This window comes from Selenomonas sp. oral taxon 126 (genome assembly GCF_001683335.1).
Classification (GTDB): Bacteria; Bacillota; Negativicutes; order Selenomonadales; family Selenomonadaceae; genus Centipeda.
Genome location: NZ_CP016201.1, coordinates 2,320,208 through 2,333,985, shown reverse-complemented (window position 1 = coordinate 2,333,985; position 13,778 = coordinate 2,320,208). Strand labels below are relative to the sequence as shown.

Sequence of the window (13,778 nt, the reverse complement as noted above, 5' to 3'; positions counted from 1 at the left end):
GATTGTCATATGGTGGCGGCACAGAGATTTGAACTCCGGACACTGCGGGTATGAACCGCATGCTCTAGCCAACTGAGCTATGCCGCCGGTGGTGGGCAGGGATGGATTCGAACCATCGTAATCCGAAGATGACAGATTTACAGTCTGTTGCCTTTAACCACTCGGCCACCTACCCATGAACCTTGACAAGTATATGCGATAACGCGCTCTCTTGTCAAGGTGTTTTGCAAATTATTCTGCGAGCGGCTTCATCGTCGGGAACAGCAGAACATCACGAATCGAGGGGCTGTCCGTCAGGAGCATAACGAGTCGGTCGACACCGATGCCGAGACCGCCCGTCGGCGGGAGTCCGTATTCCAGTGCCGTGATGAAATCCCGATCCATCACATGCGCCTCGGCATCCCCTGCCTCACGCTGCGCGAGCTGCTCCATGAAGCGCTGCTCCTGATCGATCGGATCGTTCAGCTCCGTGAAGCCGTTCGCCAGTTCGCGCCCGTAGACGAAGAACTCGAAGCGATCCGTAATGCGCGGATCGTCTGCATTGCGCTTCGCGAGCGGCGATATCTCGGTCGGGTGCCCCGTGATGAAGGTCGGCTGCATCAGCGACTCCTCCACCTTTTCCTCAAATGCCGCATTCAGAATGCCGCCGATGCCGTGGCGCTCCTCGAAGGGAACACCGATCTCGCGCGCCATCGCGCGTGCCTCATCGACGGTCTGACAGGAGAGGAAGTCCTTCCCTGTCGCCTCGCGCACTGCATCGTTCATGCTGATCGTGCGGACATTGTTCAGATCAATTGCAACCCCCTGATATGTGATCTGCGTGGTGCCGAGCACATCCTCCGCCGCCTGACGGACAATTCCCTCCGTGATTGCCATGAGGTCGCGATAATCGGCAAATGCCTGATAGATCTCAATGGAGGTGAACTCCGGATTGTGCCGCACGTCCATGCCTTCGTTGCGGAAGATCCGTCCCATCTCATAGACGCGGTCAAGCCCACCGACAATGAGGCGCTTGAGGCTGAGCTCAGTTGCAATGCGCAGGTAGAGGTCGATGTCGAGTGCATTGTGGTGCGTGATAAAGGGGCGTGCTGCAGCACCGCCCGCAAGTGTCGACAAGACCGGCGTTTCCACCTCAAGAAAGTCGCGCTCATCCAGATAGCGCCGGATGGACTGGATGATCTTCGTCCGCTTGCGGAAGGTGTCGCGCACCTCGAGATTGACCATGAGATCGAGATAGCGCTGACGATAGCGCGTATCCACGTCCTTCAGTCCATGAAACTTCTCGGGCAGCGGACGCAGAGACTTTGAGAGCAGGTCAAAGTCCTCGACGCGCACGGTAATCTCACCGCGCCGCGTCTTGAAGACGACGCCGCGAATCCCGATGATGTCGCCGATGTCGAGGCGCTTGAACTCCTCTTTGTACTTGCATTCGCCGAGGACATCCATCTTGAAATACACCTGTATGTTCCCCGTGCGGTCATTGAGGGTCGAGAAGGAAGCCTTGCCATGTCCGCGTATCGCCATCAGACGTCCCGCAATGCGAACTTCCTTCCCCTCTTCGTCCTCTGCCAGATAGTCATAGCGCTCCTTGAGATCGGCAGCATAGTCCGTGACCTCGAAGCGATGACCAAATGGAGCAACCCCCATCGCGCGGAATGCGTCCATCTTTTCACGGCGGACGCGCATCATCTCATTGAGATCCTGCTCTGTCGCCTGATTTTCTCTTTCTTCAGCCATCCTTGCCTCTCTTACTTCTTAATATCCATGATCTTGTACTGAATGATGCCCGCCGGTGCATTGACACTGACCACATGGTCGATGTTCTGCCCAAGCAGCGCCATGCCGAGCGGAGACTCGTTCGAGATCTTCCCCTCGTCGGGATCCGCCTCCGTCGAGCCGACGATGAGGAAGGTCTCCTCCTCATCGAATTCCAGATCCTTCACCGTCACGCGGCTGCCCATCGTGACGGTCTTGCCGTCGCCCGCCTGGATGATGTCGGAGTTGCGGATCTTCGTCTCGAGCTCCTGAATCTCGCCCTCGAGAAATGCCTGCTCATTTTTTGCGTCATCGTATTCCGAGTTCTCGGAGAGATCGCCGAGGGCAATCGCCGCCTTGAGGCGTTCGGCGACCTCGATGCGACGGACGCTCTTGAGATAGTTGAGCTTTTCGACGAGCTTGTTATAGCCGTCCTCGGTCAGCATGACCTTCTTCTCTGTCATGAAATAATCCCCTTTATTCTTGTTCTGCGGCATTAGCCGCTTCAATTAATGCTCTTGTATGCGGGTCGTTCTGTCCTGCACGAACGAGAGAAAGCCGCTGCGCGCGACGAAGCTTCTTGAACTGACATTCCCTTCTCTGCGCTTCCTCTTTCGTGGCAAATGCCTCGGCATAGACGAGGCGGACAGGTCTGCGCCCGCGCGTGTACTTCGCACCATGCCCTTCATTGTGTGCATGCAGACGCTTCTGCAGGTCATTCGTCCAGCCTGCATAGATGCTGTCATCCGCGCACAATAAAAGATATGCGTAGTTCATTTCGCGTCTTTGATGGTAATCTTCTCAATCACGACATCGTGAACGGGACGATCGCCATAGCCGGTCTGCGTATGACCGATGTCGCGCACGACGTCCATGCCCTCGATGACCTTGCCGAAGACCGCATGATGGTTGTCCAGCCATGGCGTTGCGGCAAGCGTGATGAAGAACTGGCTGCCGCCCGTATTGGGGCCGGCATTTGCCATCGAGAGAATGCCCTCGTCGTCATGCTTCAGCGCGGGATCGAACTCATCGGGAATCGTGTAGCCGGGGCCGCCCGTCCCGTTGCCCTTCGGATCGCCGCCCTGAATCATAAAGCCGTCAATGACGCGGTGGAAGATCAGTCCGTCATAGAAGCCCTTTTCCACGAGGTCGATGAAGTTCTTCGTCGTGATGGGCGCCTTGTCCTCGAAGAGCTCCACCTCGAAGGTGCCCTTGTTTGTCGTAAATTCTGCAATGCGATTTGCCACAGCTCTGTTCTCTCCTTTGTTCTGATCCAAAAGCATATTGAATGACATCCCTGCGCTCCCGCTGTGCGCCGCAAACAATACAGCGATGACCGCAACGGCAATACCGAGTGTCAAGAGATAAAATTTCTTCCCCATTCTACCGAAAGCCCTCCTATATTTCAATACATATTTCAGATAAATGTTGCAGAAAGACATCGTGCTTGCTCCACGCAAACGCTTAGTTACGCAAGCGGTCGCGTTCTCGTTCGCCTAAATACCTGCGGACTTCTTAAACGCGCTACGCTTGAACGAAAGAAATCCGCAGGGGGCGAGTCGAACGCTATTCTCCGCTTGCTCCACTAGGGTTTGCTTAGGAGCACCGCACGACTCTGTTTGAGATGTTCCGTAACATATGACAAAGAGCCTTCAAAAAGAATGCTGCTCGCCTGCCGTCTGCGGTGACCACACGGGGATCTCACGCCCCTCCTCGAAGAAATCCGCAGACGGCTGCCACGCGGGATAGCCGACGGAGTGCATCGTGACGAGTGCCTTCGGATGCGTCTCGGCACAGAAGACCTTTGCCCCGCGCTCCATCGAGGGACCGAGCCGCCCGTCCACAGGGAAGAAGGCAAGGTCGAAGTAGCGGCCTGCAAGACGCTTCATCTGCTTGCGAAAGCCGTTCTCCGCGAGTTTTCGATTTTCGCGCGTGTCCCCTGTCCAGTCCCACCAGTTGAAATCACCGGCATGGAAGATCGCCTTGCCGTTCACCTCAACGAGGAAGGATGTCCCCTCATCCGTCGAGGAAAAGGAGGTGACTGCAATGCGATCATCCTGCCAGCTGTCATAGACGCCAATCCAGCTCGTCTGCTCCGGCGGCATCAGTGACGCACCGCCGTGGACGCGGATATCCTCGCTCAGGAGATAGCGTGTCACCTTTGCCGCAAAGCGTGCGATATTCGGATTGAAGTGGTCAAAATGCGCATGGGAGGCGAAGAAGTACAGCCGCTCATAGCGTTCGTGCTCCAAGCTCTGCGGCAACACGCCCGCAGGATCGTCGAAGGCATCGAAGACGAGCAGCACATCGTCCACGCGGACGAGAAAACCGCTGTTCAGCAAATAAGTTACTTCCATATAAATATCATCTCCTCTCCCTCTCGTCCTCATAATTATCATCCGACGCAGCGGCATCGTTCTGATTGATGCGTCCGAAGCCGCGCCCCATGACCTCGTTTGCAGACATGATGATGACGAAGGCATGGGGATCGACATTGTGCACAATGAACTTCAGCTTGCCGACCTGCGTCGTGCCGACAGCAACGAATACGACGTTGCGTTCGCGGCGCGTGTACGCCCCCTGTCCATGCAAAAACGTGACGCCGCGATGCATTTGATCGATAATACTCTCTGCAATCGCCCTGTGTTTATCCGAGATGATGAGCACCGCCTTGCGGTGGTTGAAGCCCGCGACGATCTTGTCCACAACCGTCGCGTTGATGAACATATAGATGAGCGTGAACATCGCGGGCGCCATGCCGAAAAGGAACGCCGCAATGAGCATGATGAGGCAGTTCATCGAGAAGAGGACGCCGCCCATATGCAGATCATAGTATTTCCGCACGATGGCGGCGAGGATGTCGAATCCGCCCGTGCTGCCGTTCATGCGGAAGACAAGACCGTAGCCGAGTCCCGCGAACACGCCGCCGTAGACGGTCGTGAGCATCATGTCGGTCACGGGTGCGTAGGCATTGAGCGGGCGTGTAAAGTCGAGAAAGAAGGAGAAGATCGCCGTGCCGATGATGATGTCGATCGTATATGCCTTTCCCATCAGCTTCCACGCCATGAAGAGCAGCGGAATGTTATAAAGGAAGGTTTGCAGTCCGATCGGCAGCCCAAAGAGGTAGTAGACAATCATCGCGATACCCGTCGCACCGCCCGTGAGGAGATGCGCCGGAATCAGAAAGAGGTTGATTGCACAGCTTGCGATCAGGCAGCCGAGCGTAATTCCGGCATAGCGCATGACGCGGTGCCCGAGTACGCGCATGTGCAGATCATGTGTCATTTGACATATCCTCCGAGCTTCACACGGTCATTGTTCGGCAGCTCCGACACGTCGATCTCCTTGGAGGCAATGAACGCATGGTTCTGATCGAACTCCGCAAGGGATTCATCATCCGAGAGCGCCAACGCATCGGCTTCCTCCTCGCTGATCGGGAGCATGGTCATGCGCACCGAGACCAGCGCCTTGTTCTCCGCATCCAGATTCAGGATCAGACGTGTATGCGCCCGTGTCGGGTGGGAGAAGATATAGCAGGTGTAGCCGTCCAGAAATTGGCGCTGTGCCTTTCCATATACCTTCACAAGGTAGCTGCTCGTCGAGCCGTAGTGCACATCCTTGCGCAGACGATACTTCTCGCCGATCAAATTGATGTCCACAATCTTGCCGCTTGCCGCAGAGGCGGATACGACAATGTCCCCATAGGTGAACGTCCTGAGCGGAATCCCCCAGACGGCGAGCACATTCTCGTCATCGGGTGTGCCCCATCTGCTGCGCAGCTCCTCCTCGGAGTCTCCCAGTGCAATGCCCTGATAGGAAAAGTCCTCCGCCGTGATTTTCCCCGCCGCCTCTCCGTATGAGAGGCTCGCGAGAACGAAGAAGAAACTCATAAAGAAAAGTGCACTGTAGCGAAAATATCTCTGCATATGCTCCACCTCACAAAATCAAAAGGCAAAGTTGCCGTGCTCCATGATTGTGACCGTCTCACCGGAGCGCTTTCGACCGATGACTGTAAGATCAGCCGTGCCGATCATGAAGTCCTCATGTACAAGCGAATGATTTACACCGTGTTGACGCAGTTTATCCTCCGTCATGTTTTCGCCGTTCTCTATGCAGGTTGGATATGCCTTTCCGAGGGCGAGGTGACAGGATGCATTCTCGTCGAACAACGTGTTGTAGAAGAGAATGCCGCTCTGCGAGATCGGCGAATCATGCGGCACCAATGCCACCTCGCCCAGATAGGAGGCGCCTTCGTCTGTCTCCAGAAGCTCCTTCAGATGTTCACGCCCCTGTTCCGCATCGTAGCCCACGACCTTCCCGTCGCGGAACGTAAGGCTGAATCCGTGAATCAGATTCCCGTTGTAGTGCAGCGGTTTTGATGCAAATACAGTACCGTTGACACCTGTACGCATTGGCATTGTATATACTTCTTCCGTCGGAATATTCGCCGCGAAGAGCGTTCCCGCCGCCGAATGCTCCGCTCCGCCCATCCAGATATGCCCCTCCGGCAGTGCAATGCGCAGATCCGTGCCGAGTCCATTGCGGTAGTGAAGCTCCGTGAATGCCTGTGCATTGAGAAACGCCGTCCGTTGCTGCAGGCGCTCGATATGCACATGCCACGCAGATATCGGGTTCTCCGTCTCGGAAATGCGCGCGGCGCTCAGAATCGCCGCCCAGAGTTTTTCGACCGCCTCCTCGGGGGAACAGTCGGGGAACACCTTGCGCGCCCATGCCGTTGTAGGTACAGAGACCACACACCACGTGTTTTTATTGCTCATCAGACGCACACGGTAGTCCATGAGTGCCTTTCCCGCAGCCATGCTCGCATCTGTGAGGCGCTTCGGATCAACATCCGAAAAGATGTCGGGATTCGCCGCCGCAATCGAGATGAATGCAGCATTGCGCGCGGCATGATCGTCATAGAACGCCTTGCGCCATGTGGGGAATTCACGAAACCGCTCCGCCTTCGCCTGTCGAAAGCGAATATGGGTGAATTCTTCGTCGTTCCAGTTGACGGCGACATCATACGCCCCCGCCGCATAGGCTTCCTCCGTCAGTACGTGTACGAAATCCGCGCAGGAGATCGGCGCGTGGATGACAAGCGGCTGATCTTCCTGTAGGTTGACACCGACGCGAATGACGAGTGCGGCGTATTTTTTGAGTATTTCTGTCTTCATCCTATACCTCATCCGTATCGAAGAGGAGGGTCACGGGCCCGTCGTTGAGCGAATACACCTGCATATCTGCGCCGAATTCCCCGCGCTCGACATGCACATCGTGTGATTCGAGCTGCGCCATGAATTCCTCATACAGGGGGATAGCGATCTCGGGCTTTGCCGCCTTCGAGAACCCCGGCCGCCTCTTTTTGAGATCGGCAAACAACGTGAATTGCGAGATGACAAGCACCGAGCCGCCCACCTCGGCAAGCGCACGGTTCATCTTCCCCGCCTCATCGGAGAATACGCGCAGATGCACGATCTTCTCCGCGAGATGCGCGGCATCCTCTGCCGTGTCCTCCGGCGCTATGCCGAGCAGGATCAGATAGCCCGTCTTGATCTGACCGCAGATTTCCCCCTCGATTTTGACGGACGCCTCTTTGACTCGTGTGACTACGGCGCGCAAAAAATCCCTTCTTTCTGTCCAATGTGCCCTATTATAGCACGCTTCTCTGCGCTTGCCTAGGCAGAGAAAAAAGACGTGATGAGACGCGTGAGTGCCAACTGATCCACTGTCCCCATTGTCTCGCGTGCGGAGTGCATGCCGAGGATCGGCGCACCAATATCCATCGTCCGCATTGGAAGCTGTGTCGATAGAATCGAGCCGAGCGTCGCACCCCCCGGCGCATCCGAATGATTTGTAAAGACCTGATATGGGATGTCCTCCCGCGCGCAGAGTCCTACGACAACGGCAAACGCCTCCGGGTCTCCGGCATAGGACTGATTCGACGCGACCTTCAGGACAACACCACCGCCGAGCAGGGGCTGATTTGTCGGATCGGCTTTTTCGGGCGCATTCGGATGGAGCGCGTGCGCAACATCCACCGAGAGGCAGAATCCCTCGAGAATCTTTGCGAGGTACTCCGAACGATCAAAGCCGAGCGCCGCATAGACACGCTCCAGTATCACGGCGAGTGCCGTCGATCCTGCCCCCTGCTTCGTGCGGCTTCCCACCTCCTCGTTGTCGAAGAGCGCCGCAACGCGTATGCCGTCCCCGTCAAAATCTCGGATCGCATCAAGACACGCCTTGACCGAGGAGAGATTGTCCAAACGCGGCGATGAGAGGAAGACATCATCGCAGCCCAGAAGGCACCCCTGCTCATATGGATAGGCGCTCAGATCATAGGAGAGAATCTCCTCTGCCTGAACCCGCAGCTCCTCAGCAAGCAGATTCAGCAGTTTTTGCGCATCATCCCCGCCCTCCCCGTCACTTTGGAAAAGGAGCGGCAGCAGATCCTTCTGCGGCTTCAGCGCAACGCCCTCGTTCACCTTGCGGTTCATGTGGATTGCGAGATTCGGCACGATCATGAGCGGACGGCGAAAGTCCACAAGATGCAGCTTCGGCGTGAATGCATCATCGCTGCGCAGGGCGACCGCGCCCGCAAGAGAGAGCGGGCGGTCCATCCACGTATTTCGGATCATCCCACCGTATACCTCGGCGTTCAGCTTGCCGTAGCCATGCTCCTTGAGCACGGGATTCGGCTTCACGCGCAAGCAGGGAAAATCCGTATGCGCGCACGCAATGCGCAAAGGCCCGCGCGGATTTTCCCCAATCGAGATGATGACCGTGCCCGTGTTATAGAGCGGGAAATAATAGCACTGCCGCGCATGGATGCCCTCCGCTCCAAACAGGGGCACAGCCGGCAGCGCCCCGTTGCTCTGCTCCACCGCGTGATATGGGGATGTCGCCCGATTGATGAATGCAATCAAATCCTCGGCACAGTTTTTTTCCTCAAATGTCATGGCTTCCTCACAATCCGTTATAAATAGAAAAAGACCCGCCCATCGGCTGGTCTTTATATGTTGCATAGATGGTCGGGATGACAGGATTCGAACCTGCGGCCTCATCGTCCCGAACGATGCGCGCTACCAAACTGTGCCACATCCCGACAACGATATGTATTCTATCAATTTTTCACGCAAAAAGCAAGCATTTATTTTCCAAGTCGTTCCTTGAGTACAGCGGCGAGTTCCTCCTCCGTGTGCACCTCGGCATTCGCACGAATATCACTGCTCTCAGGAATGGAACGACGGCGATGGTTGAACCAGACGGACTGCCAGCCCGCCTCCTGTGCGCCGATCATATCCAGATCAAAGGCATCACCCACATAGATCAGATGCTCAGGAGCGAGGTGCAGACGCTGCTCCATCTCGCGGAAGATCCGCACGTCCGGTTTGCGAAACGGAAGATCACCCGAGACAATGATATGCTCCTCCGGCACCCACGGCGATACGTTGAGGGAGCGCAGCTTATTGCGCTGATGACGTGACTCTCCGTTCGTAATGACGCCGATGGCGGCGCGGCTGTGCAGTGCATCGAGCAGATCCTGCATCACAGGCGAAAGTCGGATGCGGTACTGCAGATCCATATAGAGCCGCTGAAACTCCAACGCCTCCGCATCCGTCACCTCGACATCATAGTCGCGCAGCATCATGCGCACGCGATAGATATAGAGCTCCTCCATCGTCATCTTTCCGGTCTGCGAATCCGCAAAGCGCTCATCGCTGTGCCGGCGGAAGGCGAGAAAAAGTTCCCCCACGGGCAAATCACAACGCTTCCCATAGAGCGCCTGATACGCGCCGAGAAAGGGCTGCGCCATATCATAGAGGGTGTCATCGACATCAAAGACCACGCCGCGTATATCCATAATATCCTCTCCACATCGTTCTTTTATTCACATTTATTCATATTATAGAGGAAAGAAAAGTCAGGTGCAATCAATCACACAAAAATTTCTCTGCCGCATATGTGCTGACGGATAGATGCGTCCCGTCCGTGCGAAAGACAATGGCGCCGTCCCGATCGGTGCGCAGCGTCTTTGCGCCCATCCGCTCATATCGCTCTACAACAGAGGGACGCGGGTGCCCGAAGGAGTTGTCTGCGCCCACACAGTAGACGGCATAGAGAGGATTTGCTGCACGAACGAAGTTCTCACAGCTGGACGTATCCGAACCGTGATGCGGCACCTTCAGCACTGTTGTATGAAGATCAATGCCGCGCGCAATCATTTTCTCCTCGTGCTCCGCGACAAGGTCGCCCGTGAAGAGAAAGCTCGCATTCCCGTAGCGGACGCGGTAGACATTCGAGACCTCATTGCCCGTTGCATGCTCCACCGTCTCGTATGCGGGCGCATAGAGAACATCCACCGTCACCCCATCCACGGTGATCGACTGCCCCTCCTCTGCCCTGCCCAACTTCATGAGCAGCGGACTGCCGTCGCCAAGGCGCATGCTGCGCGCATATGCCGCTCTTCCCTCATCGGCAGTGTAGACATGTTTGACCGGCATACGAGTGAGGATGGCGCCGGCACCCGCCGCATGATCCTCGTGTGCGTGCGAGAGGAAGATATAGTCGAGCGCATGGATGCCGTAATGGCGCAGATACGGCAGATCGACGCGCGCGCCGATGTCAAATGCGCCGTCGCGCGTCCCGCCCGTGTCAAAGAGCATTGCATGACCGTGCGGGGTCACAACAAGCGCGGCATCCCCCTGCCCGACATCGATAAAATGCACCTCCACCTCGTTGGGACGCATGATCTGCCACGAAAATGCGGCGACAAGGAAGAAAAACGAAACAATTATAAAAAATTGTCGAAGTGGTTGAATCAATAAAATAAAATAATCCAGTTTTTCCTTTGGTAGAAACAATAATACGAGAAGCAGATAGTAGAAAATGGCGGCTAACACACCCATCGAGGGCAACCAAATTTGAGAGAGGGGCAGAGCCGCGAGCACCCGCGTCATCTCAAAGGTAACCCCAAGGAGCAGACTGTCTAAGGCAAAGACGATTTTGCCGAGAACGGGTACAAGAAATGCTGCGATCCCGCCGCCAAGACCGAGGATGATGATGAGATCGACAATAGGAACGACAACGAGATTGGAGAGCAAAGAGGACAGAGAAATTTGGTTGAAGTGCCACGCGAGAATCGGCAGGGTTGCCAGCTGTGCCCCCATCGTGATGGAGAAGCTCGCTGCAATCAGGCGCGGCAACCGTTCCATCTTTTCCATCAGGAGAGGCGCGAGAAAGAGCAGCCCCGCCGTCGCCAAGAAGGACAGTTGAAAGCTGATGTGAAAGACGAGGAGCGGAGAGACGAGCAGCATAAGGAGCCCCGTCAATACGAGCAGATATTGTGCGTCGCGCTCCCGTCCAAGGACGAGCCCGAGAAAGGCAACGCCGCCCATGATGCCGGAACGCACAGCAGGCGGGACAAGTCCCGCGAGAATCACATATACGATGATGGCGAGGATGACCGCCACCGCAGAAATCCCGCGCGGCAGACGAAGGAAGAACGCCAGCCACGCAATGACCGCCGCAAGCAGACTGATATGCGAGCCGGAGACGGAGAGGATGTGAACAATGCCCGTGACGGTAAACGCCTCGAGCAGCTCGGGACGAATTCCCTCATAGCCGCCAAAGAGCATCGCAAAGATCGCGGCGGCATCTGCGCGCGGCATGACCTCCGTCATGCGACCCAGATAATGTGCGCGCACGTTCGCAGCCCATCGCATAAAGCCCTGCGTATACGAGGGAGCTTCATTCTGCTCTATACTCATAGCGCCTTTTTGGGCAAAGAGGGTCGCCGTAATCCCGTCGACACGCAGCAGAAAGCGCGTATCGAGCTGCCCCGGATTCTGATAGCTCTGCGGACGGTGAACTTTTCCCTCTGCTGCAATGTGATCGCCGATTTGCCCGAGATGCTCCTCGTCCGTACCGTCACTGCGCATATAGACATAGAGTTTCCCGCTGGTCGACTCTTCCGTTTTCCCCTGCACGATACTTTCTGCGGCAACCGTGTACCGTATATGCTGAGTTCCGTCCGCATCCGTCCGAACGCGCGGCGCATCCGTAATCATCCCCATGACGCGCACGCTCTCCCCCGCCCTGTGTGAAATATCCTGCGATGGAATCTCGTACGCAGCGGCAAAACGAAAGATGCCCAACATGAAAAAAAGCCCCACAAAGGCAATCCATGTTCTCGCACTTTGTTTCAGAACAAGGATGCCGGAGGCAAGTACAGCAATCAAGAAAAGTGCTGTCAGATATGGAAAATATGCGGTGAACGAAATATGCAGCCCTGCGCTGAACACAGATCCGAGAATGAACGCGGCAAGGAGCCCACAGAGGAACGAGAGCTGATACTGCCCCGTCTTCATATGGTCACCTTGTCTTTCAGCTTTTCAAATTTGGCATTGCCGATGCCGCGCACCTGCTTTACATCTTCGATGTTTTGGAAGTCGCCGTGCTCCTCGCGGTATTCGACGATGCGCGCCGATATGGCAGGACCAATGCCGGGGAGTTCCTGCAGCTCCTTTTCCGTCGCCGTATTGAGGTTGATCTGTCCCTCTGCGTTTTTGCCTATGCCTGCAGATTTGGAGCGTCCCTCCGCATCCACAATCCTCATGGGGACGCGCACCTGCATGCCGTCCTCCAAAAGTGCAGCCATATTGATGCGGTCGATGTCCGCCGTCTCGATCACGCCGCCTACGGCATTGACGGCATCGGCAACGCGCTGACCCTCGGTGAGTGTCACCAGACCCGGCTTCTTTACCTCACCGCACACATATACGGTGACGGCGCGCTTTGCCTCGACCTGCTCAATCCCTGCCGGATCAAGCGCGATTGTCTGCTGCTCCCCATAGTATCCGTACATCGTCCCGCAAAGCACCGCGAGCGCAAGAACAAGCAGAATAAGGAGCGATTTTCTGAACATGGGCATATTACCGGCTCCCTCAAAACACGGTCAATATGAGCGCTGCATCAATAGACATTCCGACCGCTGAAGATCTCGATCATCTCACGGCGCAGGCTCGTGCTGATGAGCAGGCGTGTCTTCGGCGGAATCTCATCAACATCCGTATTGAAGAGGTAGTTCTGCAGCTGAGGCTCCTTGATGAGCATGCGCGTGTGAAAGAGGCTCGCCTGATAGAGGTTGATGTCCACAGCGTCGTACTCGTCGAGCGTCTCCTGCTTGATGAACTCCTGAATGGAGGTCATCTTGCTGTCCACAAAGAGCTTGCGTCCCTGCAGATCGCGCGTAAAGCCGCGCACACGGTAATCCATCGTGATGATATCCGAGTCGAACTGACTGATGAGATAGTCGAGCGTCTGCAGCGGCGTGATCTCCCCGCAGGTGGCCACATCGATATCCACGCGAAAGGTCGCAATACTGGTGTCGGGATGGAACTCGGGATAGGTGTGCACCGTCACATGGCTCTTGTCGAGATGTGCAAGGATGGTCTCCGGCACGGGCGCCTTTGCATTCACGGGCTTCTTGCTGCCGGAGACAACGGCTGCCTCCTCTGCAATCAGCATTGTGACGCTTGCCCCCTGCGGATCGTAGTCCTGCTTGGCAATGTTGAGAATCCGTGCGCCGATCATATCTGTGACCTGCGATAGAATCTTCGTGAGGCGGTCGGAATTATATTGCTCGTCGATGTATTTGATATAATCCCGCTGTTCACGTGCAGATTTTGCATAGCAAATATCATAGATATTGAAGCTCAACGCCTTCGTAAGGTTGTTAAACCCATATAATTTCAGCTTCCCATCCAATGCCGGAGTTCCTTCCTTTCTCTCTGCGACGAGATAACCTCGTCAAGTAACCTATTTATTATTATTTATTACATATTTTTGGTTATTTTTATTTATTTATCCGATTTGTTTCTTGGTGGATGATTTTTCTTCCAGTTTTTGATCCAATCCAACCGCTCGCGAAAGCGCGCTTCCATCCCCTGCTCCGTCGGATGATAGTATGCCTTTCCGACGAGCGCATCCGGCAGGCACTGCATATTCGTAATATGCTCTTC

At 55.7% G+C, this 13,778-nt stretch carries 14 protein-coding genes, 3 tRNA genes and 1 pseudogene; all 18 read right to left on the bottom strand.

The features are described from left to right. Positions 1-10: 10 nt before the first annotated feature. Positions 11-87 (bottom strand) — tRNA-Met (locus AXF19_RS10640). A 2-nt stretch (positions 88-89) separates the two neighbouring features. Further along, positions 90-175: transfer RNA gene (locus tag AXF19_RS10635), tRNA-Tyr, on the bottom strand. Positions 176-231: 56 nt separating this feature from the next. Further along, complete coding sequence (gene lysS, locus AXF19_RS10630) at positions 232-1,737, bottom strand: lysine--tRNA ligase (RefSeq protein WP_066848615.1); 1,506 nt, start codon at positions 1,735-1,737, stop codon at positions 232-234. An 11-nt stretch (positions 1,738-1,748) separates the two neighbouring features. Next, positions 1,749-2,219: a transcription elongation factor GreA gene (greA, locus tag AXF19_RS10625; protein ID WP_009440240.1), complete on the bottom strand. Its 471-nt coding sequence runs from the start codon at positions 2,217-2,219 to the stop codon at positions 1,749-1,751. Between the two features lie 13 nt (positions 2,220-2,232). Then, the gene (locus AXF19_RS10620; protein ID WP_066848612.1) at positions 2,233-2,532 is read right to left on the bottom strand and encodes a GIY-YIG nuclease family protein; all 300 of its coding nucleotides are present in this window, start codon (positions 2,530-2,532) and stop codon (positions 2,233-2,235) included. Next, the gene (locus AXF19_RS10615; protein ID WP_066848609.1) at positions 2,529-3,137 is read right to left on the bottom strand and encodes a peptidylprolyl isomerase; all 609 of its coding nucleotides are present in this window, start codon (positions 3,135-3,137) and stop codon (positions 2,529-2,531) included. The genes AXF19_RS10620 and AXF19_RS10615 overlap by 4 nt, the downstream gene beginning before the upstream one ends. A 270-nt stretch (positions 3,138-3,407) precedes the next feature. After that, positions 3,408-4,112: an MBL fold metallo-hydrolase gene (locus AXF19_RS10610; RefSeq protein WP_066848606.1), complete on the bottom strand. Its 705-nt coding sequence runs from the start codon at positions 4,110-4,112 to the stop codon at positions 3,408-3,410. A gap of 7 nt (positions 4,113-4,119) precedes the next feature. After that, the gene (locus tag AXF19_RS10605) at positions 4,120-5,040 is read right to left on the bottom strand and encodes a YitT family protein (RefSeq protein WP_066848603.1); all 921 of its coding nucleotides are present in this window, start codon (positions 5,038-5,040) and stop codon (positions 4,120-4,122) included. Then, complete coding sequence (locus tag AXF19_RS10600) at positions 5,037-5,681, bottom strand: hypothetical protein (RefSeq protein WP_066848600.1); 645 nt, start codon at positions 5,679-5,681, stop codon at positions 5,037-5,039. The genes AXF19_RS10605 and AXF19_RS10600 overlap by 4 nt, the downstream gene beginning before the upstream one ends. Before the next feature lie 18 nt (positions 5,682-5,699). Continuing rightward, positions 5,700-6,932 carry an aminopeptidase gene (locus AXF19_RS10595; RefSeq protein ID WP_066848596.1) on the bottom strand — a complete coding sequence of 411 codons (1,233 nt, stop codon included), beginning with the start codon at positions 6,930-6,932 and terminating at the stop codon, positions 5,700-5,702. Position 6,933: 1 nt separating this feature from the next. Next, on the bottom strand, positions 6,934-7,377 hold the full coding sequence (gene dtd, locus AXF19_RS10590) for a D-aminoacyl-tRNA deacylase (RefSeq protein WP_066848594.1): 444 nt from the start codon (positions 7,375-7,377) through the stop codon (positions 6,934-6,936). Between the two features lie 56 nt (positions 7,378-7,433). Then, a complete protein-coding gene (locus AXF19_RS10585; protein ID WP_066848591.1) occupies positions 7,434-8,714 on the bottom strand; it encodes a M18 family aminopeptidase in 1,281 nt (426 codons plus the stop codon). A gap of 69 nt (positions 8,715-8,783) precedes the next feature. Continuing rightward, positions 8,784-8,860 (bottom strand) — tRNA-Pro (locus AXF19_RS10580). A 45-nt stretch (positions 8,861-8,905) separates the two neighbouring features. After that, positions 8,906-9,619 carry an HAD family hydrolase gene (locus AXF19_RS10575; RefSeq protein WP_066848584.1) on the bottom strand — a complete coding sequence of 238 codons (714 nt, stop codon included), beginning with the start codon at positions 9,617-9,619 and terminating at the stop codon, positions 8,906-8,908. Positions 9,620-9,689: 70 nt separating this feature from the next. Then, a complete protein-coding gene (locus AXF19_RS10570) occupies positions 9,690-12,125 on the bottom strand; it encodes a DNA internalization-related competence protein ComEC/Rec2 (RefSeq protein ID WP_066848581.1) in 2,436 nt (811 codons plus the stop codon). Next, positions 12,122-12,688, bottom strand: coding sequence for a helix-hairpin-helix domain-containing protein (locus tag AXF19_RS10565; protein WP_066848578.1), 567 nt, complete (start codon positions 12,686-12,688; stop codon positions 12,122-12,124). The genes AXF19_RS10570 and AXF19_RS10565 overlap by 4 nt, the downstream gene beginning before the upstream one ends. Positions 12,689-12,729: 41 nt before the next feature. Next, positions 12,730-13,524, bottom strand: coding sequence for an adenosylmethionine decarboxylase (gene speD / locus AXF19_RS10560; protein ID WP_066848575.1), 795 nt, complete (start codon positions 13,522-13,524; stop codon positions 12,730-12,732). Between the two features lie 92 nt (positions 13,525-13,616). Beyond that, positions 13,617-13,778: pseudogene (locus AXF19_RS14400) on the bottom strand (replication-associated recombination protein A); the annotation flags it as partial.

Bases quoted from the DNA above. Each gene is read 5' to 3' on its own strand.
- AXF19_RS10605 (WP_066848603.1), bottom strand. From the start codon at position 5,040: ATGACACATGATCTGCACATGCGCGTACTCGGGCACCGCGTCATGCGC.
- AXF19_RS10620 (WP_066848612.1), bottom strand. From the start codon at position 2,532: ATGAACTACGCATATCTTTTATTGTGCGCGGATGACAGCATCTATGCA.
- AXF19_RS10570 (WP_066848581.1), bottom strand. From the start codon at position 12,125: ATGAAGACGGGGCAGTATCAGCTCTCGTTCCTCTGTGGGCTCCTTGCC.
- AXF19_RS10615 (WP_066848609.1), bottom strand. From the start codon at position 3,137: ATGGGGAAGAAATTTTATCTCTTGACACTCGGTATTGCCGTTGCGGTC.
- AXF19_RS10585 (WP_066848591.1), bottom strand. From the start codon at position 8,714: ATGACATTTGAGGAAAAAAACTGTGCCGAGGATTTGATTGCATTCATC.
- greA (WP_009440240.1), bottom strand. From the start codon at position 2,219: ATGACAGAGAAGAAGGTCATGCTGACCGAGGACGGCTATAACAAGCTC.
- AXF19_RS10610 (WP_066848606.1), bottom strand. From the start codon at position 4,112: ATGGAAGTAACTTATTTGCTGAACAGCGGTTTTCTCGTCCGCGTGGAC.
- AXF19_RS10595 (WP_066848596.1), bottom strand. From the start codon at position 6,932: ATGAAGACAGAAATACTCAAAAAATACGCCGCACTCGTCATTCGCGTC.
- AXF19_RS10600 (WP_066848600.1), bottom strand. From the start codon at position 5,681: ATGCAGAGATATTTTCGCTACAGTGCACTTTTCTTTATGAGTTTCTTC.
- AXF19_RS10575 (WP_066848584.1), bottom strand. From the start codon at position 9,619: ATGGATATACGCGGCGTGGTCTTTGATGTCGATGACACCCTCTATGAT.
- AXF19_RS10565 (WP_066848578.1), bottom strand. From the start codon at position 12,688: ATGCCCATGTTCAGAAAATCGCTCCTTATTCTGCTTGTTCTTGCGCTC.
- lysS (WP_066848615.1), bottom strand. From the start codon at position 1,737: ATGGCTGAAGAAAGAGAAAATCAGGCGACAGAGCAGGATCTCAATGAG.